This window comes from Rhodococcus sp. Z6_132 (assembly GCF_058133635.1).
Genome location: NZ_JBYUNP010000001.1, coordinates 790,936 through 813,270, shown reverse-complemented (window position 1 = coordinate 813,270; position 22,335 = coordinate 790,936). Strand labels below are relative to the sequence as shown.

Annotated in this window: 20 protein-coding genes; 14 read left to right on the top strand and 6 right to left on the bottom strand. The window is 71.8% G+C overall.

Translation table 11 applies throughout. The features are described 5' to 3' along the window. Positions 1-244: 244 nt before the first annotated feature. The 9 genes from AC3YO9_RS03805 (at position 245) to AC3YO9_RS03765 (ending at position 11,727) form a co-directional block, all read left to right on the top strand. The gene (locus AC3YO9_RS03805) at positions 245-2,038 is read left to right on the top strand and encodes a BCCT family transporter (RefSeq protein WP_489982567.1); all 1,794 of its coding nucleotides are present in this window, start codon (positions 245-247) and stop codon (positions 2,036-2,038) included. A 103-nt stretch (positions 2,039-2,141) separates the two neighbouring features. Continuing rightward, positions 2,142-3,077 carry a TauD/TfdA dioxygenase family protein gene (locus AC3YO9_RS03800; RefSeq protein WP_489982191.1) on the top strand — a complete coding sequence of 312 codons (936 nt, stop codon included), beginning with the start codon at positions 2,142-2,144 and terminating at the stop codon, positions 3,075-3,077. Positions 3,078-3,110: 33 nt separating this feature from the next. Beyond that, complete coding sequence (locus tag AC3YO9_RS03795; protein ID WP_489982190.1) at positions 3,111-3,749, top strand: TetR/AcrR family transcriptional regulator; 639 nt, start codon at positions 3,111-3,113, stop codon at positions 3,747-3,749. Between the two features lie 10 nt (positions 3,750-3,759). Then, positions 3,760-5,205, top strand: coding sequence for an MFS transporter (locus AC3YO9_RS03790; protein WP_489982189.1), 1,446 nt, complete (start codon positions 3,760-3,762; stop codon positions 5,203-5,205). Positions 5,206-5,470: 265 nt separating this feature from the next. Further along, positions 5,471-6,730, top strand: coding sequence for an ABC transporter substrate-binding protein (locus tag AC3YO9_RS03785; RefSeq protein WP_489982188.1), 1,260 nt, complete (start codon positions 5,471-5,473; stop codon positions 6,728-6,730). 159 nt (positions 6,731-6,889) lie between these two features. After that, a complete protein-coding gene (locus tag AC3YO9_RS03780) occupies positions 6,890-8,314 on the top strand; it encodes an amidase (RefSeq protein WP_489982187.1) in 1,425 nt (474 codons plus the stop codon). Between the two features lie 56 nt (positions 8,315-8,370). After that, complete coding sequence (locus tag AC3YO9_RS03775) at positions 8,371-9,966, top strand: acyl-CoA synthetase (protein WP_127784384.1); 1,596 nt, start codon at positions 8,371-8,373, stop codon at positions 9,964-9,966. Positions 9,967-10,081: 115 nt separating this feature from the next. Then, positions 10,082-10,966, top strand: coding sequence for an MOSC domain-containing protein (locus AC3YO9_RS03770; RefSeq protein ID WP_127784383.1), 885 nt, complete (start codon positions 10,082-10,084; stop codon positions 10,964-10,966). After that, positions 10,966-11,727, top strand: a complete 762-nt coding sequence (locus AC3YO9_RS03765) for an MOSC domain-containing protein (RefSeq protein WP_489982186.1) — start codon at positions 10,966-10,968, stop codon at positions 11,725-11,727. Before AC3YO9_RS03770 ends, AC3YO9_RS03765 begins: the two co-directional genes overlap by 1 nt. Positions 11,728-11,735: 8 nt before the next feature. Here AC3YO9_RS03765 and AC3YO9_RS03760 read toward each other — a convergent pair whose 3' ends face one another. Next, complete coding sequence (locus AC3YO9_RS03760) at positions 11,736-12,650, bottom strand: HNH endonuclease (RefSeq protein ID WP_489982185.1); 915 nt, start codon at positions 12,648-12,650, stop codon at positions 11,736-11,738. Between the two features lie 275 nt (positions 12,651-12,925). Here AC3YO9_RS03760 and fgd point away from each other — a divergent pair, with 275 nt between their 5' ends. The 3 genes from fgd (at position 12,926) to AC3YO9_RS03745 (ending at position 17,685) form a co-directional block, all read left to right on the top strand. Then, the gene (gene fgd / locus AC3YO9_RS03755) at positions 12,926-13,939 is read left to right on the top strand and encodes a glucose-6-phosphate dehydrogenase (coenzyme-F420) (RefSeq protein ID WP_489982184.1); all 1,014 of its coding nucleotides are present in this window, start codon (positions 12,926-12,928) and stop codon (positions 13,937-13,939) included. Between the two features lie 9 nt (positions 13,940-13,948). Further along, a complete protein-coding gene (locus AC3YO9_RS03750; protein WP_489982183.1) occupies positions 13,949-16,786 on the top strand; it encodes an FAD-binding and (Fe-S)-binding domain-containing protein in 2,838 nt (945 codons plus the stop codon). 104 nt (positions 16,787-16,890) lie between these two features. Next, positions 16,891-17,685, top strand: coding sequence for an SDR family oxidoreductase (locus AC3YO9_RS03745; protein ID WP_489982182.1), 795 nt, complete (start codon positions 16,891-16,893; stop codon positions 17,683-17,685). Between the two features lie 7 nt (positions 17,686-17,692). Here AC3YO9_RS03745 and AC3YO9_RS03740 read toward each other — a convergent pair whose 3' ends face one another. Then, positions 17,693-18,652, bottom strand: coding sequence for an FAD-dependent oxidoreductase (locus AC3YO9_RS03740; RefSeq protein WP_489982181.1), 960 nt, complete (start codon positions 18,650-18,652; stop codon positions 17,693-17,695). A gap of 91 nt (positions 18,653-18,743) precedes the next feature. On the opposite strand from AC3YO9_RS03740, the gene AC3YO9_RS03735 reads away from it, so the two are divergent. Further along, entirely contained in the window at positions 18,744-19,238 is a 495-nt protein-coding gene (locus tag AC3YO9_RS03735; protein ID WP_489982180.1) for a glutathione peroxidase, read from the top strand. Here AC3YO9_RS03735 and AC3YO9_RS03730 read toward each other — a convergent pair. Further along, entirely contained in the window at positions 19,235-19,669 is a 435-nt protein-coding gene (locus AC3YO9_RS03730; RefSeq protein ID WP_489982179.1) for a hypothetical protein, read from the bottom strand. The two genes, AC3YO9_RS03735 and AC3YO9_RS03730, sit on opposite strands and share 4 nt — an antisense overlap. 67 nt (positions 19,670-19,736) lie before the next feature. Between AC3YO9_RS03730 and AC3YO9_RS03725 the strand changes: the two genes are divergently transcribed. Beyond that, on the top strand, positions 19,737-20,819 hold the full coding sequence (locus tag AC3YO9_RS03725) for an alkene reductase (protein WP_489982178.1): 1,083 nt from the start codon (positions 19,737-19,739) through the stop codon (positions 20,817-20,819). Here AC3YO9_RS03725 and AC3YO9_RS03720 read toward each other — a convergent pair whose 3' ends face one another. The 3 genes from AC3YO9_RS03720 to AC3YO9_RS03710 are packed head-to-tail and all read right to left on the bottom strand — an operon-like array spanning position 20,820 to position 22,252. Next, on the bottom strand, positions 20,820-21,188 hold the full coding sequence (locus AC3YO9_RS03720) for a hypothetical protein (protein ID WP_127784374.1): 369 nt from the start codon (positions 21,186-21,188) through the stop codon (positions 20,820-20,822). Between the two features lie 2 nt (positions 21,189-21,190). Next, complete coding sequence (locus tag AC3YO9_RS03715) at positions 21,191-21,910, bottom strand: hypothetical protein (RefSeq protein ID WP_489982177.1); 720 nt, start codon at positions 21,908-21,910, stop codon at positions 21,191-21,193. 42 nt (positions 21,911-21,952) lie between these two features. Further along, complete coding sequence (locus AC3YO9_RS03710) at positions 21,953-22,252, bottom strand: type VII secretion target (RefSeq protein WP_164860683.1); 300 nt, start codon at positions 22,250-22,252, stop codon at positions 21,953-21,955. Positions 22,253-22,335: the final 83 nt, after the last annotated feature.

Sequence of the window (22,335 nt, the reverse complement as noted above, 5' to 3'; positions counted from 1 at the left end):
ATCCACGGTGTCTCCGGCCCTGTTAGCTCTAGCCGCGCGCGTCCGTGATCGGTGCGCGGCACCCGCAGAGCACGCCGCAGACCCGGCTGGGTGCGGGGGCGGTTCTGGGTGGGTGCCGCGGCATCCCGAGACCGGCCCGACGGGGCAGACAGCAGAGGAACGAAGTCGCGTGAGCTCAGTGAACAAGGCGTGGAGCGGACTCCGCAAACCCGTCTTTCTCCCCGCCTCGATCGTGATCGTGGCGATGATCGTGTTCTCGGTGGTCTTCGCGAGCACCGCCTCGGATGCCTTCGAGTCGCTGAACTCGACGATCACCGACGGGGTGGGCTGGTGGTACATCCTCAGCGTCACCGGCTTCGTGATCTTCGCGCTGTACTGCGGGGCCAGCCGCATCGGCAACATCCGCCTGGGCCGCGACGACGAGAAGCCCGAGTTCGGGGTGCTGTCCTGGTTCGCGATGCTGTTCTCGGCAGGAATAGGCATCGGCCTGGTGTTCTACGGCGTGGCCGAGCCGCTCTCGCACTACGTCACCCCACCCGAGGCCGGGGGCGTGGAGGCCTCCACCGACGCCGCCGCCAACCAGGCGATGGAGCTGACGCTGTTCCACTGGGGGCTGCACGCGTGGGCCGGCTACGTCCTCGTCGGGCTGGGCATGGCCTACATGACCTACCGCAAGGGACGGCCGCTGTCGGTGCGGTGGCTGCTGGAGCCGCTGTTGGGCCGCGCCCGTATCGAGGGCTTCGTCGGGCACGCCATCGACACCGTGGCCATCATCGGCACCCTCTTCGGCGTCGCCACCTCCCTGGGGTTCGGCGTGCAGCAGATCTCGGCCGGCCTGGAGTACCTCGGGTGGATCGAGACCAACAACTGGTTCACCGTCGCGCTCATCGCGGCGGTCACCGGGCTGGCGACGTTCTCCGTGGTCTCCGGGGTGACCAAGGGCCTCAAGTGGTTGTCCAACATCAACATGGTGCTGGCGGCGCTGCTGGCGCTGTTCGTGCTGCTGCTCGGCCCGACACTGTTCCTGCTGCAGTCCTGGGTGCAGAACCTCGGCGGCTACGTCCAGGCCCTGCCTGACCTGATGCTGCGCACGTCGCCGTTGGCCGACGACGGCTGGGCCGGGGCGTGGACCATCTTCTACTGGGGCTGGTGGATGAGCTGGGCGCCGTTCGTCGGCATGTTCATCGCCCGCATCTCCCGGGGCCGCACCATCCGCGAGTTCGTCTTCGGCGTGCTGCTCGCCCCCACCATGGTGGCCTCGCTGTGGTTCACCATCTTCGGCGGCGCCGGCATCCTGCGGCAGCGCAACGACAACGACATGCTCGGCAGCGACGGCTCGGTGGACACCAACACCACGCTGTTCCACCTGCTCGACGGCTTTCCGCTGGCCACCGTCACCAGCGTCCTGGCCATCGCCGTGGTGGTGTTCTTCTTCGTCACCTCCTCCGACTCCGGGTCGCTGGTGATCGACATCCTCGCCTTCGGTGGCGAGCTGGAGACGCCGAAAGTCACCCGGGTGTACTGGGCCCTGCTGCAGGGAGTGGCGGCTGCGGTGCTGCTGCTGGTCGGTGGAGCGGGATCGCTGACCGCTCTGCAGACCGCTTCGATCGCCACCGCGGCGCCGCTTTCCATCGTGCTGGTCCTGGCCTGCGTGTCCATGCTGAAGGCCTTCCGCTACGACGTGGCGAGCGCGCCGCGCTACGTGCGCATCGCTCGGGCGGACAACCACGCCGAGCCACCGGCCGCGACGCCGGAGCAGGGGCTGCGCCACGGTGGGGGCGGCGGGATCTCGGCCACCTTCGCCGGGCTCGCTCCCGCCCGCGAGGAGGCGGTGCCGGGGGAGGCGGACCACTTCCTGGTGGCGGTGCACCCGGTGACGGCGGGCGAGCTGGAGGTCAACAACGCGACCGGATCGGTGGAGTACTCCGCCGACAACAGTCCGCGTGACCCGCTGCGCGGCGAGTCGTTCGACACCCCGCACTTCGCGGACTCGGCCGAGGGTTGCTCGCAGGCTGCGGACAGCGCACAGGGTCGCTGACCCGGCTAAGCCCTCGGCGCCGCACGCCGAGGGCTTAACGACTGCTCTCCGCAGCGCGAGGCAACCCTTGACGTAGTAAGACAGTGACTTATAGCGTCCGGACATGGAGACACTCATCTTTCCCGGGCCCACCGACGTCCTCGCCGCGTACGGCCCGCTGATCGCTCCCCGCGTGCCGGAGGCCTTCGACGATCGGCCCTACGAGCGCTTCACCGTGCGCCCGATGACCCCCACCATCGGCGCCGAGATCGGTGGCGTCCGGCTCACCGGCGGCCTGGATGCGGAGCTGCTCGCCGAGCTGCGCCGTGCCCTGCTGGAGTGGAAGGTGCTGGTGTTCCGCGACCAGGACATCGACCGCGCCGACCACCGGGCCTTCGCCGAGCAGTGGGGCGAGCTGGAGCAGCACCCGTTCTTCAAGTACATCCAGCCCGGCCAGACCGACGTGGACGTGGTCACCCTGGCCAAGGACGCCGAGACCGCCGGCACCGAGAACAACTGGCACCACGACATCACCTGGCACGCCACGCCCTCCCTCGGCGCCGTGCTGCGCGCGGTGGAGGTGCCCCCCGTCGGCGGCGACACCCTGTGGGCCGACACCGGCGCCGCCTACGACCTGCTGCCCGCCGACCTCAAGGCCAGGATCGACCCCCTGGTGGCCGAGCACGACTGGATCAGCTCCTTCGGCCGCTCCATGCCGGCCGAGGCGGTGGAGGCGCTGCGGCCGCAATTCCCCGCGGTGCACCACCCCGTGGTCCGCGTGCACCCGGAGACCGGACGCAAGTGCCTGTTCGTCAACATGCTGTTCACCCAGCACATCGTGGGCATGGATCCGGCCGAGTCGAACGAGCTGCTCACGACGCTCTACCGCCACGTGCAGCGTCCGGAGCTGCAGTGCCGCCTGCGGTGGGAGTCCAACACCATCGCCTTCTGGGACAACCGGGCCTGCCAGCACTACGCCGCCAGCGACTACTTCCCGGCCCGCCGGGTGATGGAGCGGATCTCCATCATCGGCGACCGGCCCGTGGGCGTTGCCGGCTGAGGCTGGCCAGAGCCGGCCGTGCATGCTGCACGGATGAGCGAACCGGGCAGTGCAGGGGGCGCGCGGCAGCAGATGGTGGAGGCGGCCGAGCGGCTCTTCGCCGAGCGCGGGCTGCACGGAGTGTCCATGCGCGAGGTTGCCGCGGCGGCGGGCCAGCGCAACAACTCCGCGGTGCAGTACCACTTCGGCAGCCGCGAGGGCCTGGTGCACGCGGTGTTCGCCTACCGCATGCGCGACATCAACCTCGCCCGCCAGGAGGTGCTCGACGAGCTCGACCGGCAGGGCCAGGGCTCCGACGTCCGCGCCCTGGTGCGCGCCTACCTGGTGCCGCTGGCGGAGTTCCTGGAGTCCGCACCGGAAGGGCACTACGCACAGTTCATCGCCAGTGCCGCACCCGTCACCAACTTCACCGACGCGGACCTGCGGGAGGTGACCGACGCGCTCCTGGAGGTGGCCCGGCGCCTGGCCCTGAGCCTGCCCCAGCTGTCGCCGGAGGCGGCCCGGGCCCGTGTGTACCTGGTGCTCGGGATGCTGCCCAGCGCGCTGGCCGCCCACGAGCAGCGTCAGCTGGCCGGCCTGCCCCAGCTGCACGCCAGCTTCCAGCACCTGGTGGACGACCTGGTCGACACCGGCGTGGCTGCACTGCAGGCTGCGCCGGGGCAACAGAACTAGCATCGGTGCAATGCCTGAGCTGAGCCGCGGACGCCGGTTGCTGGTGCTGGCGATCTGCTGCATGAGCCTGCTGATCGTGGGCATGGACAACACCATCGTCAACGTGGCGCTGCCGTCCATCGGCGCCGACCTGGGCGCCTCGCTGTCCGGTCTGCAGTGGACCGTGGACGCCTACATCCTGGTGCTGGCCAGCCTGCTCATGCTGTCCGGCTCCATGGCCGACCGCTTCGGCCGCCGCCGCGTCTTCCAGCTGGGGCTGGTGCTGTTCACCGCCGGCTCGGCGCTCTGCAGCATCGCTCCGAGCCTGGGCTGGCTGGTGGCCTTCCGCATGGTGCAGGCCATCGGTGGATCGATGCTCAACCCGGTTGCCATGTCCATCATCACCAACGTCTTCACCGATCCGCGCGAGCGCGCGCAAGCCATCGGGGTGTGGGGCGGGGTGGTCGGCATCAGCCTGGGGGTGGGCCCGGTGCTCGGCGGCGTGCTCATCGAGACGGCAGGCTGGCCATCGATCTTCTGGGTGAACATCCCGCTGGGCATCCTCGCGCTCGGCCTGGCCTGGCGCTACGTCCCCGAGTCCAAGGCGCCCCGCCCGCGCCGGGCGGACCTGGTGGGGCAGGCACTGGTGATCGTGCTGCTGGCCAGCCTCACCTACGCCATCATCGAGGCGCCCCGCGTGGGGTGGGGCTCCTGGCGCACGCTGGTGCTGCTGGGCGTGGCGGTGGCGGCCCTGGTGGCGCTGCTGCGCTACGAGCCGCGGCGTGCCGATCCGCTGCTGGAGCTGCGCTTCTTCCGCAGCGCCCCGTTCTCGGGCGCCACCGTCATCGCGGTCAGCGCCTTCGGGGCGTTCGCCGGGCTGCTCTTCCTGGGCACCCTGTACCTGCAGGAGGCCCGCGGGCTCTCGGCGCTGCGAGCCGGGCTGTGCATCCTGCCGCTGGCGGTCATGACCTTCTTCCTGGCCCCGTTGTCGGGCCGCATCGTCGGCTCCCGCGGGCCACGGGTGCCGCTGCTGCTCGCCGGTGCGGCGATGTGCGCGGGCGGGCTGATGCTCGTCGACGTCGGCGCGGAGACCCCGATGGTGTGGGTGATCGCCAGCCTGGTGGTCTTCGGCGCCGGGTTCGGCCTGGTCAACGCCCCCATCACCAACACGGCCATGGCGGGCATGCCCCGAGCCCAGGCCGGGGTGGCCGCAGCGGTGGCCTCCACCAGTCGCCAGGTGGGGACCGCGCTGGGGGTGGCGGTGGTCGGGTCGCTGCTCAGCGCGGGACTGGCCGGGGCCGCGGTGGGCACCGGTTTTCCGGACGCCAGCCGCGCCGCCTGGTGGGTGGTGGTGGCCGGCGGCGCCGCGGTGTTCGTGGTGGGCGGGCTCAGCACCAACAAGTGGTCGCTGCGCACTGCGGCGCGCACCGCGGCGCTGCTTCGAGACGAGGAGCGCACCGCGGCCGCTCCCGCCTGAGGAGCGCCACGACTTCACCGCTCCCACGTCGTGAACACATGTCTGGACGGGAGTCCGACCGGCCCATAGTGTCCTGCGTCACACGGGCTGCTCGAGCCCGCAGACCGGGGGAGACGCTGTGCACAGATCCACCATCAAGCTGGGGGCAGCTGGTTTTGCACTCTTGATCGCCGTCGCGGGGTGTAGCAGCGACCGTGCCGAGGACTCAGCGGGCGCGGCCCCCAGCGCCAGCGCATCCGCAGGCGCGGCCACCAAGTTCGGCACCATGAGCTCGCCGTGCGGCAACGGTGACGCCAAGGGCTCCACCGACCAGGGCGTGACCGACAGCGCCATCAGCATCGGCTACGGCGACGACCGCGGCTTCGCCGGCAGCCCCGGGCTGAACAAGGACGTCGGCGACGGCGTCACCGCGATGATCAAGTGGTGCAACGACCAGGGCGGCATCAACGGCCGCCAGATCAAGGGCACCAACTACGACGCGGCGATCACCAAGGTCAACACGGTGATGCAGCAGGCGTGCAAGAGCGACTTCATGCTCGTCGGGGAGGGCTTCGCCGGCGACGACGGCGCGGAACAGACCCGCATCGGCTGCACGCTCCCCGCGGTGCCTGCCTTCGCCGTCGGGGCCAACTTCGCCAACGCCCCGATGATGTACCAGGCGCTGCCGAACCCGGTGGACCTGAACCCCGCCGCCATCTACAACCAGCTGGCCGCGCTCAAGCCCGACACCAAGAGTGCGTTCTCGGTGATGAACTCCAACAACCCGGCGGCAGCCACCAACGTCACCAAGAGCCTGCCGCTGATCAAGGAGGCCGGGTTCAACGTCATCGACTGCGGCGTCACGGTGAACATGCAGGGCGAGGCCAACTACGCGCCCTTCGCACAGAAGTTCAAGGACTGCGGTGCCAAGATGACCTGGATCTCCACCAGCCCGGACGTTCCCGTCTTCAACTTCCTCACGGCGATGAAGCAGGCCGGGGTGCAGACCGACTACATGATGGTGGCCAACGGCTACACCACCGAGTTCGCGAAGTGGAACGGCGCCAACGGCGGCATCGCCAACAACCTCTACGCGCCCAGCGCCTTCCAGCCCCTGGAGAACGCCTCGGCCGTGCCTGCGGTGCAGGACTACCTGGACATCATGAAGGCCGGCAACGCCGACCCGTCCCTGCTCAGCATGCAGGCCACCTCGTCGTTCCTGCTCTGGGCCAACGCGGCCAAGGAGTGCGGTTCCGACCTCACCCGGCAGTGCGTGATCAACAAGCTGGCCACGGTGCACGAGTGGACCGCCGGCGGGCTCAACGCTCCCACCGACCCGGGGGCCAACACCCCCACCAAGTGCGGTGTGCTGCTCAAGCTCGACGGGGCGTCCTGGAAGCAGGTGGTCCCCGCCAAGCTGGGCGAGTTCGAGTGCAAGGACTCCTACCTGGGCAAGGTCCCGGAGGCGGCCTGGGGCACCAAGCTCAACAACGAGCGCATCGCGACCACCTTCCTCACCCCCGACGTGATCAAGCCGCAAGGCTGATCGCGCAGGTGAGTGGGGCGGCGCCGGTGCCAGCGCCGCCCCACTCACCTGTCTCAGTGTTCGGGATCACACCCCGCTGCGGCTCGGCTGCGGGTTCTACTGCTGGCCATCACCCAGGGGCGCGCCAGGAGTGCACCCCGTGCTGTCCGGGAGGACCCGATGACCGACGCCCTGCGCTGGACCGACGCCCACGGCCAGGCTCAGCTGGTGGCCGACGGGGAGCTCACCCCGCTGGAGCTGGTGGACGCCGCCATCGAGCGCATCGAGCGCCTCGACCCGCAGGTGAACGCGGTGGTCTCCGAGCGCTTCGAGCGGGCCCGCGCGGAGGCCTCCGCCGACCTGCCCGACGGCCCGTTCCGCGGAGTTCCCCTGCTGCTCAAGGACATCGCCGCGCACTCCACCGGTGACCCGCTCTACGCCGGCACCAGCTTCCTGCGGGAGCGGGACTGGCGCAGCGACCACGACAGCGCCTTCGTCGCCCGGCTGAAGCGCGCCGGGTTCGTCATCCTGGGCAAGACCACCACCCCGGAGCTCGCCGGCGCCATCACCACCGAGCCGCTGGCCACCGGACCCACCCGCAACCCCTGGGACACCGCCCGCTCCACGGGCGGCTCCTCCGGCGGGGCGGCCGCGGTGGTCGCGGCGGGCATGGTGCCGGTGGCGCACGGCAGCGACGGCGGCGGCTCCATCCGGATCCCGGCCAGCGAGTGCGGCCTGGTCGGACTCAAGCCCACCCGCGCGCGAGTGAGCATGGCCCCCGACGCCGGGGAGGGCTGGATGGGGCTGTCCGCCCACGGCGTGCTCAGCCGCACGGTCCGTGACACCGCCGCGCTGCTGGACGTGATGTCCGGCGCCGAGCCGGGTGATCCGTACCCGGCGCCGCCGCTGGCCCGTCCGCTCGCCGCGGAGGTGGGCGCCGACCCGGGTCGGCTGCGCATCGGCGTGCTCGACCACCCCGCGATGGCCGGGGCGTCCGCTGACCCCGACGCCGCGGCCGCGGTGAACGCCACCGCGAAGCTGCTGGCCGAGCTGGGCCACCACGTCGAGGTGTCGCACCCGGCGGCGATGGGCGACACCGACCTGTGGGCGCACTACGGAGCCGTCGTCTCCAGCTCGATGGCGGCCGAGGCTGACCGGTGGGCGGAGGTGCTGGGCACCTCGGTGGACACCCTGCTAGAGCCGGTCACCGCGGGCAGCGTCACCGGTGGCCGGGCGATCACCGCCGCGCAGCTGCTGGCCACCACTCGGTGGATCAACCGCTACCAGCGCCGGATGGCCACCTGGTGGGCGGAGGACGGCTTCGACGTGCTGCTCAGCCCGGTGCTCAACGGTGTCCCGCCGGAGATCGGCTGGCTCACCCACCCGGAGCAGCGCCTCGAGCGCACGGTGCAGCTGCTGCAGTACACCCCGCAGCTCAACATCACCGGCCAGCCGGCCATCTCGCTGCCGCTGCACTGGACCGCGGGCGGACTGCCCGTCGGGGTGCAGCTGGCCGGTGCCTACGGGCGCGAGGACGTGCTGGTGCGCCTGGCCGCCCAGCTGGAGCAGGCCCAGCCGTGGGCTGACCGCCACCCGCCCCTGTAGTGCTGCGCCCCTGCGCTCCCCCCGAGCTCCGCTCACCCCTTCCGGAAGGTTCGTCCATGTCGCTCAACCTCGCCGACCTGCTCGAAGCCGTCACCGACGCCATCCCCGACCGGGTCCCGGTGATCTGCGGTGACGACCGGCTGACCTACCGCGAGCTGGAGCTGCGGGCCAACAAGCTGGCGCACTACCTGCAGTCGGTGGGCGTGCAGCCCGGCGACCACGTGGCCATCCACATGCGCAACAGCATCGAGTACGTCGAGACGCTGCTGGCCTGCCTGAAGATCCGCGCCGTGGCCATCAACGTGAACTTCCGCTACACCGACGCCGAGCTGGTGTACCTCTACAACAACTCCGACACCAAGGTGCTGGTGGTGCAGGGCGAGTTCACCGCCACGGTGGCCAGCGCGCTGCCGGAGTGCCCCACGGTGGAGACGGTGGTGGTGGTCGGCGACGAGGCCGCGGACACCACCTGGGGCGCCGTGCGGGTGGACGACTACGCCTCGAGCGTGGCGGCGCAGTCCGACGCCCGCGACTTCGCCCCCCGCAGCGAGGACGACCACTTCATCATCTACACCGGCGGCACCACCGGCATGCCCAAGGGCGTGGTGTGGCCGCACAAGGACTTCTACTACGCGGCGCTGTCCGGGGCGAACATCGACGGAGTCCCGCACGACACCGTCGAGCAGGTGGTGGCCGCTGCGGTGGCCAACACCCACCCGCGGGTGGCGCTGCTGACGCCGCCGCTGATGCACGGCGCGGCGGTCTACTCGGTGCTCACCGGCTTCCTGATGGCCGCACCCCGCGTGCTCATGACCAGCTTCGACCCGGTGGAGGCGCTGCGGTTGATCGAGCGGGAGAACGTGGTGGTGGTGACCGTGGTGGGCGACGCCATCGCCCGGCCCATCGCCGACGCCATCGCCGCCCACCCCGGCCAGTTCGACCTCAGCTCGCTGCGCGCGTTCGGGTCCGGTGGTGCGCTGTTCTCCCGCACCACCAAGGACCAGCTCGCCCAGCTGGTACCCGGACTGGTGGTCCGCGACGCGTTCGGGGCGTCCGAGACCGGCAGCCACGGCACGGTGGAGATCGGCGACGACGGCACCATGCGCATCCGGCGCAACGACAACATGCTGCTGCTGGACGACGACCTCAAGCCCATCGAGCCGGGCACGGACACCATCGGTCGGATCGCCCGCACCGGGCACGTGCCCGTCGCCTACTACAACGATCCGCAGAAGACCGCCGACACCTTCCCCGTGGTCGACGGCGTGCGGATGGCTGTCATGGGCGACATGGGCCGGATGGAGGCCGACGGCACCATCGTGCTGCTGGGCCGTGGGTCGGGCTGCATCAACACCGGTGGGGAGAAGGTGTTTCCCGAGGAGGTGGAGGAGGCGCTGAAGAACCACCCCGCGGTGATGGATGCGCTGGTCGCCGGTGCACCCGACGAGCGGTTCGGCGAGCGGGTGGCTGCCGTGGTGCAGCTGCGCGAGGGCGCCGAGGACACCGACCTCGACCAGCTCGTCGAGCACTGCCGCACGCTGGTGGCCGGGTACAAGATCCCGCGGTCCATCGTGGTGGTGCCGCAGATCCCCCGCTCGCCCAGCGGCAAGGCCGACTACCGGTGGGCCAAGGCGACGGTGTCGGCCCCGTAGCGTCCGAAAAGCAGGAGCGACACGCGAAATCGCTACGGAGAGTCATGAGAAGCGCGTGTTCGTCGGGGTGGCGTGTCAAGGTGGGAGGTGACTGCGCCTCGCAAGGAGAAGCCTGATGAGCACCCCCACGACGACCGTTGCCTCGCTGCACCGCTTCCCGGTGAAGTCGATGCTCGGGGAAGACCTCGACAGCTGCGTCATCGGTGACCGCGGAGTGGTGGGCGATCGTGCCTACGCCCTGCTCGACACCGAGGACGGCACCGTGGCCAGCGGCAAGAACCCCCGCAAGTGGGCCGCGCTGCTGCAGATGCGGGCGCGCTTCGTGGCCGAGCCGCACTCCGGCGAGGTGCCGCCGCCGGTGGAGATCACCTTCGCCGACGGCAGCGTCCTGCGCAGCGACGACCCCGGCGTGGACGAGGCGCTGTCGGCGGCGGTGGGCCGACCGGTGCGGCTGGTGTGCGAGCACCCGGGCGACGCGCGCTTCGAGGAGGTGTGGCCGGACATCGACGGCCTGGCGCCGCCGGAGGTGATCGCCTCGACCGCCTCGGGCACCGAGCCCACGGGGGAGACGGTCAGCACGATGCCGCTGGGGATGCTGGCGCCGGGCACCTTCTACGACCTGGCCCTGCTGCACGTGCTCAGCACCGCCACGCTGCAGCGGCTTGCCGAGCTCAACCCCGAGGCCGACTTCGACGTGAGGCGGTACCGGCCCAACCTGGTGCTCGACGGAGGTGCGCCAGGCTTCGTCGAGGACGGCTGGGTGGGGCAGACCGTCGCGATCGGCGAGCGCGCCCGCATCGGCGTCACCATGCTGACCATGCGCTGCGTGATGACCACCCTCGCCCAGCACGACCTGCCGGCCGACCCGGCCACGCTGCGCACCATCGCCAAGCACCACCGCAAGGAGATCCCCGGCCTGGGGGTGTGGGCCTGCGCGGGGGTGTACGCCGGGGTGGAGCAGGGCGGCGTGGTCCGGGTGGGCGACGAGGTGGTGCTCTGATGGCCGCGGTCACCCGGATCTCGGTGACGCCGGTGAAGGGCACCGCACTGCAGCACCCCGACTCGGTGCAGCTGGACGAGCACGGTTGTCGCCACAACCGGCTGTTCCACTTCATCGACCCCGAGGGCCGGCTGGTCAACGGCAAGCAGTGCGGACAGCTGGCCACAGTGCACTGTGCCGTGCAGGACGATCGGCCGGACAGCCCGGTGCTCAGCACGCGGCTGCCCGACGGCACCGTGCTCACCGAGCCGGTGCAGCTGACCGCGGAGCGGGTGCAGACCAGCTTCTACGGCCGCCCGGTGGCCGGCACGGTGGTGGGTGGGCCGGTTGCGGCCGCCATCAGCAAGGCCGTCGGCAAGGAGCTGCGCCTGGTGCAGGTGGACCAGCCCGGCGCGGGGGTGGACGTGCACCCGGTGACGCTGATCGGCACCGCCAGCATGGAGCAGCTGCGCGCGGACGTGGCCGCCCCGGCGAAGCAGTGGGCCGATCGCTTCCGGATGCTGCTGGAGCTGGACGGGCTGGCCCCGTACGAGGAGGAGGGCTGGGCCGGCGGGCAGGTGCGCATCGGCGAGGTGGTGCTGTCGGTGGGAGACCGGGTGCCGCGCTGCGTGGTGACCAAGCAGAACCCCGCTGACGGCAGCCGCGACTTCAACACCCTCGACGCGCTGCAGAGCCACCGCGAGGGCCTGCTGCTGGGCATGTACGCCACCGTCCTGCAGCCCGGCACGGTGCACCTCGGCGACGCGGTGACCACCCGGTAACCACGCCGTCAGACCGCGGCGCGGAACCGCTCGTAGCGGATCGCCAGCAGCTTCTGGCTGGGTTGCTCGGATCGCTTGGTGGGCACCGCCATGAGCGGTTGACCGTGCCGCTCCACCAGCCCGTGGCGCAGCATGGGGCCGTCCACCTCGTCGAGCAGGTCGGTGCGGATCTCGACCACGTTGTCCGGACGGATGCCGAGAATCTGCGTGTCGTACGCGGCGTGGTGGATCTTGCACAGCGCCAGGCCGTTGGTGACGACCGGAAGACCCTGCTCCTCGACGTCCGGGACGATGTGGGCGGCATCGAGCAGCTCACCGTGGCGCAGCGCGCACACCGCGCACCGGGTCTCGTAGGCCCGCATCACCGTGGCGCGGAACACCGGCTGGTGCAGCCGTCGCTTGGTCTCGGCCACCGCATACCGGCGCAGCAACGCATCGGCTGCGGTTTCCACTGGAGAGTCTGGTCGCAGCGCGTGTCCGGCCTCGGTGGCGATGGCGAACTGCTGGTGGTCGACCTCCTCGCCAATCAGGTACACGGGATAGACCGGCTGGTAGAGCGCCGGACCCACGCCGAAGAACCAGATCAGTGGCGCCTCCTGCTTCATGGCTTCCCGCAGCGCACGGTTCTCGGCGTGGTCGGGGTCGTTGCCACGCCACTTGTAGCGCAGGTGGCCGTCAGCACCGGTCGCGTCCTCGTACGGCCGGGTGACCCCTTCGGGGCGATAGACGGTCCGGATGGACAGGGCGGAGGTGAGCTGGCGGGGCTTGCGGATGCCGCGCTGGTTGTCCATCAGCCGAAAGGGCTCGCCGTCAAAGGTGAAGTCACGCAGCTCGGCGGAGGAGATGGGGTTCAGCCCGTCGTGAGTTCTGACGGCCAGCCACGCCATGGCCTCGAGCCGAAGCCGCGCGTCGTCGAATCCCATTGTCACGCAACGGAGCTAACCAGCTGAACCCCAGCCGTGGTGAACGTGCTCCACTGCCATGCTCGACGAGCACTGGTGGGCATTGGGGGCCCTAAGCCCTTGTCCGGCGTCCCTGAGGGCGACAAGGGCCCTCAATGCCCCCAGCGGAGTGGGAGGAGCCACCTGCCTCAGCCCGGCCAGCGGGATGCCCGCCACCGCCCCTGCCCGCCGGAAGTGGTCAACTAGCGGTACAACGGTTCGGACACCGCGAGCCCACGTCGATCGGAGTGCTGCTGATGTCACGACCACTGAAGCTCGGGTACAAGGCGTCGGCCGAGCAGTTCGGCCCCCGCGAGCTGGTGGAGCTGGGCGTGCTGGCCGAGGCCGCCGGCATGGACTCCGCCACGGTCAGTGACCACTTCCAGCCGTGGCGCCACGAGGGCGGGCACGCACCGTTCTCCATCGCCTGGATGACCGCCGTCGGCGAGCGCACCGAGCGCCTGCAGCTGGGCACCTCGGTAATGACTCCGACGTTCCGCTACAACCCCGCCGTGGTCGCGCAGATGTTCGCCACCATGGCCTGCCTGTACCCCGACCGCGTCTTCCTCGGTGTGGGCACCGGCGAGGCGCTCAACGAGATCGCCACCGGCTACCAGGGCGAGTGGCCGGAGTTCAAGGAGCGCTTCGCCCGCCTGCGCGAGTCCGTCACCCTCATGCGCGAGCTGTGGCTGGGCGACCGCGTCGACTTCGACGGCGAGTACTACCGCACCCGCGGCGCCTCCATCTACGACGTCCCCGAGGGCGGCGTCCCGGTGTACGTCGCCGCCGGCGGACCCGTGGTTGCCCGCTACGCCGGCCGCGCCGGCGACGGCTTCATCTGCACCTCGGGCAAGGGCATGGAGCTCTACACCGACAAGCTGCTGCCCGCCGTCGCCGAGGGCGCGGCCAAGGTCGAGCGCGACGTCGCCGAGATCGACAAGATGATCGAGATCAAGATCTCCTACGACACCGACCCGGACCTGGCGCTGGAGAACACCCGCTTCTGGGCGCCGCTGTCGCTCACCCCCGAGCAGAAGCACTCCATCGACGACCCCATCGAGATGGAGCGCGCGGCCGACGAGCTGCCCATCGAGCAGGTGGCCAAGCGCTGGATCGTGGCGTCCGACCCCGACGAGGCGGTGGCCAAGGTCAAGCCCTACGTCGACGCCGGGCTCAACCACCTGGTCTTCCACGCCCCCGGCCACGACCAGCGCCGCTTCCTCGACCTGTTCAAGGCCGACCTGGAGCCGCGGCTGCGCCAGCTCGCCTGACCCAGCCAGATGACTGACGCCGCCGCCCTGGCCGCCGCGCTGCGCGGTGCCGGCGTCTCCGACGTGCTCGACGACGGCACCACCCGCGCCGCCTACTCCTCGGACGCCTCGCTGTACCGGGTGCCGCCCCTGCTGGTGGTGCGGCCCCGGCACGTCGAGGAGGTGGCGGCAGTGCTGGCGGTGTGCCGCGAGTCGGGGGTGCCGCTGACCGCCCGTGGGGCGGGGACGTCGATCGCGGGCAACGCCGTCGGCGCCGGGGTGGTGCTGGACTTCAGCCGGCACCTGGGCGCGGTGCTCGACGTGGACGCCGAGGCCCGCACCGCGGTGGTGCAGCCCGGGGTGGTGCAGGCCGAGCTGCAGCGGGTCGTGGCGCCGCACGGGCTGCGCTTCGGCCCCGACCCGTCCAGCTCCACCCGCTGCACCCTGGGCGGGATGATCGGCAACAACGCCTGCGGCACCCGCGCCCTGGGCTACGGCCGCACCTCCGACAACGTGCTCGGCCTGCGGGTGCTCACCGGCACCGGCGAGGCGCTGACCCTGGCCATCGGCACCCGACCGTCCTCGCCCACCCTGGAGGCGCTGGAGGCGATCACCGCTGGCGGGCTGGCCACCATCCGCACCGAGCTGGGCACCTTCTCCCGGCAGGTCTCCGGCTACGCGCTGGAGCACCTGCTGCCGGAGAACGGCTTTGACGTGGCCCGGCTGCTGGTGGGCAGCGAGGGCACGTTGGGCGTCATCACCGAGGCCACGGTGCGCCTGGTCGCCGAGCCCGCCCACCGGGTGCTGGTGGCGCTGGGCTACCCCGACATCGCCGCCGCCGGCGACGCTGTCCCCGCGGTGCTGCCCTTCGCCCCTACTGCCTGCGAGGGGATGGACTCCCGCATCGTGGACGTGCTGCGCCAGCGCCGCGGGCCGCACGCGGTGCCCGAGCTGCCGGCCGGCGGGGCGTGGCTGTTCGTGGAGGTGGTGGGCGAGACCCTGGCCGCCACCCTGGACACCGCGCACGCCGTGGCCCGCAGCTGCGGGGCGCTGGACGCCCGGGTGGTCACCGACGCCGCGCAGGCCGCCCAGCTGTGGCGCATCCGGGCCGATGGCGCGGGCCTGTCCGGCCGCAGCCCCGCCGGGTTGCCCGCGCACGCCGGGTGGGAGGACGCCGCGGTGCCCCCGGCGCGGCTGGGTGACTACCTGCGCGACTTCGAGGCGCTGATGGCGCAGCTGGGCCTGAGCGGCCTGCCCTACGGACACTTCGGCGACGGCTGCCTGCACGTGCGGGTGGACGTGCCGCTGCACCGCCCCGACGGAACCGCGGTGTACCGCGCGTTCGTGGAGGCTGCCGCCGCGCTGGTGGCCGGCTACGGTGGGTCGTTCTCCGGCGAGCACGGCGACGGCCGCGCCCGCAGCGAGCTGCTGCCGGTGATGTACTCACCCGCCGCGCTGCAGCTGTTCAGCCAGGTCAAGCACGCCTTCGACCCGGACAACCTGCTCAACCCGGGGATCCTCGTCGACCCGGTGCCGCTGGACGCCGACCTGCGCATCCCCGCCGCGCCGGGCCTGCACCGGGACCTGGGCCTGCGCCGGGACCTGGGCCTGGCCTACGCCGGCGACGACGGTGACTTCAGCCAGGCGGTGCACCGCTGCACCGGGGTGGGCAAGTGCCGGGCGGACAACACCGCCACTGGCGGGGTGATGTGCCCGTCCTACCTGGCCACCCGCGAGGAGGCGCACTCCACCCGCGGCCGGGCCCGGGTGCTGCAGGAGATGCTCAACGGCACCGCCGTGACCGGTGGTTGGCGCGCCCCCGAGGTGCACTCCGCGCTCGATCTCTGCCTGTCCTGCAAGGGCTGCGCCTCCGACTGCCCCACCGGGGTGGACATGGCCGCCTACAAGGCCGAGGTGCTGCACCAGAGCTACCGGCGCCGCCTGCGCCCGGTGGCGCACTACTCGCTGGGTTGGCTGCCGCGGTGGGCGCGCCTGGCCAGCCACGCCCCACGGGTGGTCAACGCCGCGCTGCGCCTGCCTGGCGCCGGTCGAGCGGCGCTGTCGGCGGCCGGTGCCGACCCGCGCCGCGCGGTGCCGCCGTTCAGTCAGGAGACCTTCCGTGCCTGGTTCGCCCGCACCGCCGAGCAGCGCAGCGCCGACGGCGACCCGGTGGTGCTGTTCGTGGACACCTTCACCAACTACTTCGCCCCCGAGGTCGGCAAGGCCACGGTGGCGGTGCTGCAGTCCGCCGGCTACGCGCCGCGGCTCACCCCGCGCCGGCAGTGCTGCGGGCTCACCTGGATCAGCACCGGTCAGCTCACCGCCGCGCGCCGGATCCTGGGCCGCACCGTGGACGGGCTGGCGCCGGCGGTGCAGGCCGGCGTGCCAGTGGTGGGCATGGAGCCCTCCTGCACGGGGGTGCTGCGCGCGGAGACCGCCGAGCTGCTCGGCACGCCGGCGGCTGCGGCGGTCGCCGGCGCCACCCGCACCCTGGCCGAGCTGCTCACCGAGCGGGGGTGGCAGCCGCCGTCGCTGGCGGGGGAGCAGGTGGTGGCGCAGCCGCACTGCCACCACCACGCGGTGATGGGGTGGGGTGCCGACGCGGCCCTGCTGCACGGAGCCGGTGCGCAGGTACAGCGCCTGGGTGGCTGCTGCGGCCTGGCCGGCAACTTCGGCATGGAGAAGGGGCACTACGACGTGTCGGTGGCCGTCGCCGATCAGCAGCTCTTGCCCGCCGTGCGCGCGGCCGGCGCGAGCACCACCGTGCTCGCCGACGGGTTCTCCTGCCGCACCCAGCTGGCCGACCTCAGCGACCGGCCCGGTCAGCACCTCGCCCAGCTGCTCGCGTCCCGGCTGGACCGGCGCTGAGCAGGGACTCCGGCAGATACCGCTCACCGGGAGCGGCCGGCCACCGGCGGTCCCCGCGGTGTCTGCTGGCCTGCACCAGGTCGCAGAATCAGCAGGAGGTACGGATGGACGCCGTGATGTCGAGCTTCCGGATGGACGGCCGCGTGGCCCTGCTCTCCGGGGCGGGGCGCGGCATCGGCGCCCGCTCCGCGCTGGCCCTGGCCGAGGCCGGCGCCGACGTGGTGCTGCTCTCCCGCACCCAGTCCCAGCTCGACGGGGTGGCCGAGCAGGTGCGCGCCCTGGGCCGTCGCGCGCTGCCGCTGGCCACTGACGCCGCCGACCCCGACGCCGTCGCCGCTGCCGTGGAGCGCGCCGTCACCGACCTGGGCCGCCTGGACGTGGTGGTCAGCGTGACCGGCGGCAGCACCCCCAAGCCGTTCCTCAAGACCAGCGACCGCTCCCTGGCAGTGTCCTTCGAGACCAACGTGATCCAGGGGCTTCGCCTGGTGCGCAACGCCGTGCCGCACCTGCTCGGCTCCGACGCCGCGAGCATCGTGATGATCTCCAGCGCCATCGGCCACGTGGTGGGCCGGGGCTACGTGGGCTACGGCTCGGGCAAGGCCGCGCTGGATCACGCGGTGCGGCTGCTGGCCGCCGAGCTCAACCCCAAGATCCGGGTGAACGCGGTGGCGCCGGGGGCGATCCTCACCGAGTCCCTCGAGGTGGTGGCCGCCGACCCGGACATGAAGAAGGCGCTGGAGGACGCCACCCCGCTGCAGCGCATCGGCACCGTCGAGGACATCGCCGCCGCGGTGCTCTACCTCGCCAGCCCGGCGTCGTCCTACGTCACCGGTCAGGTGCTGGCGGTGGACGGCGGACTGGCCGTGACCAACATGGACATGCCCTTCCCCGACCTCTAGCCCCCGGCTACCGGAACACCAGCGCCGCGGCGGCACGGGCGCAGCCCCAGGACAGGCTGACCCCGCTGCCGCCGTGGCCGTAGCTGTGCACCACCCGGGTGCTGCCGATGGTCTCCGCCTCCAGCCGGATCGCCGGTCGCTCCGGGCGCAGGCCGGTGCGCACCGCGCTCACCTCGGCCTCGCCCAGCCGGGGCTCCACCGCGCGGCAGCGCTGCAGGATCCGTTCGGTCACCTGCGGGTCAGGGGTGCGGTCCTGGCGGCCGGGAATGCTCACGCCGCCACAGAGCACCCGGTCGGAGTGCGGGAAGATGCTGGTGGTCTCCGCGGCGCTGGCGAGCTCCAGGAACACCCGGTCCAGGCCGGGGTTGGTGAGCACCACCCACTGGCCGAACGACGGCTGGACGTCGGTGTCGCCCACCAGCTCCCGCGCCCCCAGGCCCGAGCAGTTGAGCACCACCTCCGCCGCCGCCACCGGCTCCGCCAGAGACACCACAGGCCGGATCTGCAGGCTGCCGCCGAGGTCGGCGAGCCGGTCGGTGAGGTAGTCGAGGTAGCGCGGCATGTCCACCAGCGGCATGGTCGCGGTGTAGCCCCTGCCGAAGCCGCGCGGCAGCTGCGACGCCGGGCACGGCCGCAGGTCGGGGATCAGCCGGGCCTGCGGCGGCAGCTCGTCGCTGGGCGGCAGCTCACCGACGGTCAGCGTGGGAGCCAGCCGCACCCCGGTGCGGTCGTCCTCGGCGAGCGAGCGGAAGTCGCGCAGGGACTGCTCCGTCCACTGCAGCGTCTTGGCCAGTGGCTCCTGGAAGGACGGACCCCACAGCGCACCGGCCACCGCCGACGTGGTGTCCTGCGGGGCCTCGGCGGCCCAGACCTGCACCGCACAGCCGGCCTCGGCCAGGCAGATGGCGGTGGTCAACCCCGTCACCCCTGCGCCGACCACCACCGCGGACGGGGACTTCTCAGCCATCACCCGAGACTCCCGACGTCGGCCGTCGGTGTCAACGGCTAGCGTCAGCGCCACCAGCACCAGCCGTGGTCACCACGCAGGAGGTTTCACCGTGAGCGAGCTTCTCGACCAACCGGTCACCACTCTGCAGGGCGAGCAGACCACCTTCGGTGCGCTGCTGGGCGGCCGTGCCGCGCTGGTGGTCAACGTGGCCAGCAAGTGCGGCCTCACCCCGCAGTACACCCAGCTGGAGCAGCTGCAGCAGGAGCTGGGCGGGGAGGCGTTCACCGTCATCGGCATGCCCTGCAACCAATTCGGTGGCCAGGAGCCGGGCTCGGCCGAGGACATCGACACCTTCTGCTCCACCACCTACGGCGTCACCTTCCCGATGACCGACAAGGTCGACGTCAACGGCGACTCCCGCGACCCCATCTACACCGCGCTGACGGCGGTGCCGGACCCCGACGGCACGGCCGGCGACGTGCAGTGGAACTTCGAGAAGTTCCTGGTGGCCGCGGACGGCACCGTGGTCAACCGCTTCCGCCCGATGACCACTCCGGACGCTCCCGAGGTGCGCGAGGCGATCAGCGCGGTGCTGTCCGGCTAGAGCCCCGCCGAGCTGAGCCAGTCCTGCAGCACCTCGACGGTGCGGGCGTTGGCCCGCTGCACGCTCTGCGGCACCTGGCCGAACAAGGCACGCGGCAGGGGGTCGGCGTCGAGCACCTCGGTCGCCTCGTGGCACCACGCCACCTGCGCCACCCAGGAGCACTCCGCCTCGTCGTGGCGCACGTCCAGCACCCGCGCCACCGCGTAGAGCACCTGCTGGCCGGCGGCGTAGAGCCACACCAGGTCGCCGGGGCGCATGGTGCGGTAGCCGGAGCTGAGCAGCCAGGTGGCGGTGCCGTCCTCGCCGACGCGCTCGCGGGAGCGCACGTTGCCCGGCGCCAGCACGTCCTGGGCGTCGCGGCCCACCCAGCACCGCCGTCCCGGGTTGGTCGGGTAGAGCCAGTGCACCCCGGTCCACTGCACCCCGGTCACGGCCGAAATCCCTTGTGGGAAGACCCACATCGGGAAGCACCGGCCTCGGCCGGTGGTTGTGCCCCCCATGACCGCTCTCGCATCTGACTCTCCCCTCCTGCAGCCGATCACCGTCGGCTCCCTGGTCGCGAACAACCGTCTGTTCATGGCACCGCTCACCCGCAGCCGCGCCACCGACGACGGGGTTCCCACCGACCTGCAGGTGGAGCACTACCGCCAGCGCGCGAGCGCCGGACTGATCATCGCCGAAGGCACCCAGCCCTCCGCCGGCGGCAAGGGTTACACCAACACTCCGGGCCTGCACACCGACGCCCAGCAGGCCGGCTGGGCGCGGGTGGCCGACGCCGTGCACGAGCAGGGCGGCACCATCGTGGTGCAGGTGATGCACGCCGGGCGGATGTCGCACCCGGACAACTCCGGCCACGAGTCGGTGGCACCCTCGGCCATCGCCCCTCCGGGGCAGACGTTTACCAAGTCCGGCATGCAGGACACCCCGACCCCGCGGGCGCTGGAGACCGACGAGCTGCCCGGGATCGTGGCGGACTTCGTCGCCGCGTGCACCCGCGCGGTGGACGCCGGCCTGGACGGGGTGGAGCTGCACGCCGCCAACGGCTACCTGCTGCACGAGTTCCTCTCCAACGGGGAGAACCTGCGCACCGACTCCTACGGCGGCAGCCCGGAGAACCGGGCCCGCCTGGTGGTGGAGGTGGCGCGCGCGGTGGCCGAGGCCATCGGCGCCGACAAGGTGGGCATCCGCATCTCACCCGGGCACGCGGCCAACGGCATCACCGAGACCGACAACTGGGACACCTACGCCGAGCTGCTGGCCCAGCTCGAGCCGCTGGACCTGGCCTACCTGCACGTGCTGATCGAGTCCGACGACCCGGTGCTGAGCAAGATCCGGGACGCCTGGAGCGGCGTGCTGGTGCTCAACACCGGCTTCGCCGTGCTCAGCGAGCGCGACGAGATGGAGCGGCTGCTCACCGACCGGGTGGCCGACGCGGTGTCGGTGGGCCGGCCGTTCATCGCCAACCCCGACCTGGTGGAGCGCTGGGCCCTGGGGGCGCCGCTCAACGAGCTGCAGCAGGAGACGCTCTACGGCGGCGGCGCGGAGGGCTACACCGACTACCCGCCGCTGGCCCGCCGCTAGCTAGCGGTCGAACGGCGAGCGCAGCAGCGGGCCGTCCGGTCCGTCGTCCTCGTCCTGCTCACCCGGGCCGGACCGGGCTGCGGCGGCCTGCCGCTCGCCCTCGGCCGCCAGCTCGGCCTTCTCCTCGTCGGTCAGCGCCTCCCAGCGCTGGGCGAAGGCGCGCACGTGCACGTTCATCACCCGGGCGTAGGCGGGGTCGGTGTGTGCCTCGCGCAGGGTGCGCCGCCCGGCCAGCACGTCCTCGACCAGGCGGCTGAAGTCACGGTCGTCGCTGCGCTGCGACAGTGTGCGCAGCGAGTCGGTGAGCTGGCGAGAGAGCACGGGGTCGCCGCCGGCCACGTCGAGCAGGCGCTCCTTCGGGACAGGCACGGTCAGACTCCCGGGTGGTCGTAGGCGGCGGACGGCAGGGCGTGCACGTCCAGGTCGTGCAGGCCGCCGAGGTAGCCGGCCATCACCCCGACCAGCCCCTGGCAGGCGATCCAGGCGGCGGAGTGCGCGTCGAGCACCGCGCGCCACACGCTGGTGGCCTTGGCGAGGGTGAGCGCGAGAGCCGCGCCGCCGGCCACTAGGCCCACGCCGGTCCAGCTGGTGGCGGCGGTGGCGGCGGCCTCGGCGGCGGCGGCGATGAGCAGGTCCAGCAGCGTGGAGAAGAGCCCGCTGATGGCGTTGGCGGTCTCGTACATGCCGGTGGCCATGGTGATGAGCTCGTTGCCCATGGCCTTGAGGTCCGGCGCCTGCGACTCGACCGCGTCGCCCAGGGTGGTGAAGTAGGTGCTGGCCGAGCCCGCCGCCTTCCCGTCCCAGGTGCCGGACAGGGTGCTCATCCCGTTGCGCAGGGCCACCCCGTACCCGGTGTTGAACTCACCCAGGTTCTCCAGGGCCTTGCCCGCCTTCTGCACCGCCTGCCAGTCGCCGGCGTACTGGTCGGCGATCCATTGCCAGGGGTTGGTGCCGGTGGCCTGCTCGGCCACCCAGCCGAGCCAGTAGGCCGGGCTCACGTAGTCGGAGACGCCGAGAATCTTCTCGACGAGGTCGGGCACCGGGTCGTGCGCGACCGGGGGCACCAGCTCGTCAACGGGTTGGGGGGTCATCGTCACTCCTGGAGGGGGGAGAAGTGCAGGGGAGGGTCGGGCTCAGTAGCGGGAGTCGAGGTCGGCGGCCGTGGCGGTGTCGGTGCTGGCGTAGAAGACGCTCGCCTTGTCCAGCTCCACGGCGGCGTCCGCGCTCAGCCGCTCCATGCTGGTGTAGTTGGGCGGCAGCTCGCGGCAGACCTCGTCGGCCGCGGCGACCACGGTGGCGAACATGCGGCCCTCGTTGGCCGTGAGCGACACGTGCTGGAGCAGGTAGGTGCCCGCCTGCTGGGCCTGGCTGGCGAGGTCGTCGAGCTGGGTGGCGTAGCTCTCCACGTCCTGGGGGACGACGGCGAAGGGCATGAGGACTCCTCTCGAGGGGGCGATCGCGGGGACGGTCGGGATTCTGACGCTGCCCACCCCGAAAGGGTTCCTGCGGCAAGATG

What these genes read in the sequence shown, in the direction of transcription:
- AC3YO9_RS03740 (WP_489982181.1), bottom strand. Translation starts at nt 18,652, where the DNA reads ATGGCTGAGAAGTCCCCGTCCGCGGTGGTGGTCGGCGCAGGGGTGACG.
- AC3YO9_RS03785 (WP_489982188.1), top strand. Translation starts at nt 5,471, where the DNA reads ATGAGCTCGCCGTGCGGCAACGGTGACGCCAAGGGCTCCACCGACCAG.
- AC3YO9_RS03770 (WP_127784383.1), top strand. Translation starts at nt 10,082, where the DNA reads ATGAGCACCCCCACGACGACCGTTGCCTCGCTGCACCGCTTCCCGGTG.
- AC3YO9_RS03790 (WP_489982189.1), top strand. Translation starts at nt 3,760, where the DNA reads ATGCCTGAGCTGAGCCGCGGACGCCGGTTGCTGGTGCTGGCGATCTGC.
- AC3YO9_RS03710 (WP_164860683.1), bottom strand. Translation starts at nt 22,252, where the DNA reads ATGCCCTTCGCCGTCGTCCCCCAGGACGTGGAGAGCTACGCCACCCAG.
- AC3YO9_RS03780 (WP_489982187.1), top strand. Translation starts at nt 6,890, where the DNA reads ATGACCGACGCCCTGCGCTGGACCGACGCCCACGGCCAGGCTCAGCTG.
- AC3YO9_RS03805 (WP_489982567.1), top strand. Translation starts at nt 245, where the DNA reads ATGATCGTGTTCTCGGTGGTCTTCGCGAGCACCGCCTCGGATGCCTTC.
- AC3YO9_RS03725 (WP_489982178.1), top strand. Translation starts at nt 19,737, where the DNA reads ATGACCGCTCTCGCATCTGACTCTCCCCTCCTGCAGCCGATCACCGTC.
- AC3YO9_RS03795 (WP_489982190.1), top strand. Translation starts at nt 3,111, where the DNA reads ATGAGCGAACCGGGCAGTGCAGGGGGCGCGCGGCAGCAGATGGTGGAG.
- fgd (WP_489982184.1), top strand. Translation starts at nt 12,926, where the DNA reads ATGTCACGACCACTGAAGCTCGGGTACAAGGCGTCGGCCGAGCAGTTC.
- AC3YO9_RS03750 (WP_489982183.1), top strand. Translation starts at nt 13,949, where the DNA reads ATGACTGACGCCGCCGCCCTGGCCGCCGCGCTGCGCGGTGCCGGCGTC.
- AC3YO9_RS03745 (WP_489982182.1), top strand. Translation starts at nt 16,891, where the DNA reads ATGGACGCCGTGATGTCGAGCTTCCGGATGGACGGCCGCGTGGCCCTG.
- AC3YO9_RS03760 (WP_489982185.1), bottom strand. Translation starts at nt 12,650, where the DNA reads ATGGGATTCGACGACGCGCGGCTTCGGCTCGAGGCCATGGCGTGGCTG.
- AC3YO9_RS03775 (WP_127784384.1), top strand. Translation starts at nt 8,371, where the DNA reads ATGTCGCTCAACCTCGCCGACCTGCTCGAAGCCGTCACCGACGCCATC.
- AC3YO9_RS03800 (WP_489982191.1), top strand. Translation starts at nt 2,142, where the DNA reads ATGGAGACACTCATCTTTCCCGGGCCCACCGACGTCCTCGCCGCGTAC.
- AC3YO9_RS03765 (WP_489982186.1), top strand. Translation starts at nt 10,966, where the DNA reads ATGGCCGCGGTCACCCGGATCTCGGTGACGCCGGTGAAGGGCACCGCA.
- AC3YO9_RS03715 (WP_489982177.1), bottom strand. Translation starts at nt 21,910, where the DNA reads ATGACCCCCCAACCCGTTGACGAGCTGGTGCCCCCGGTCGCGCACGAC.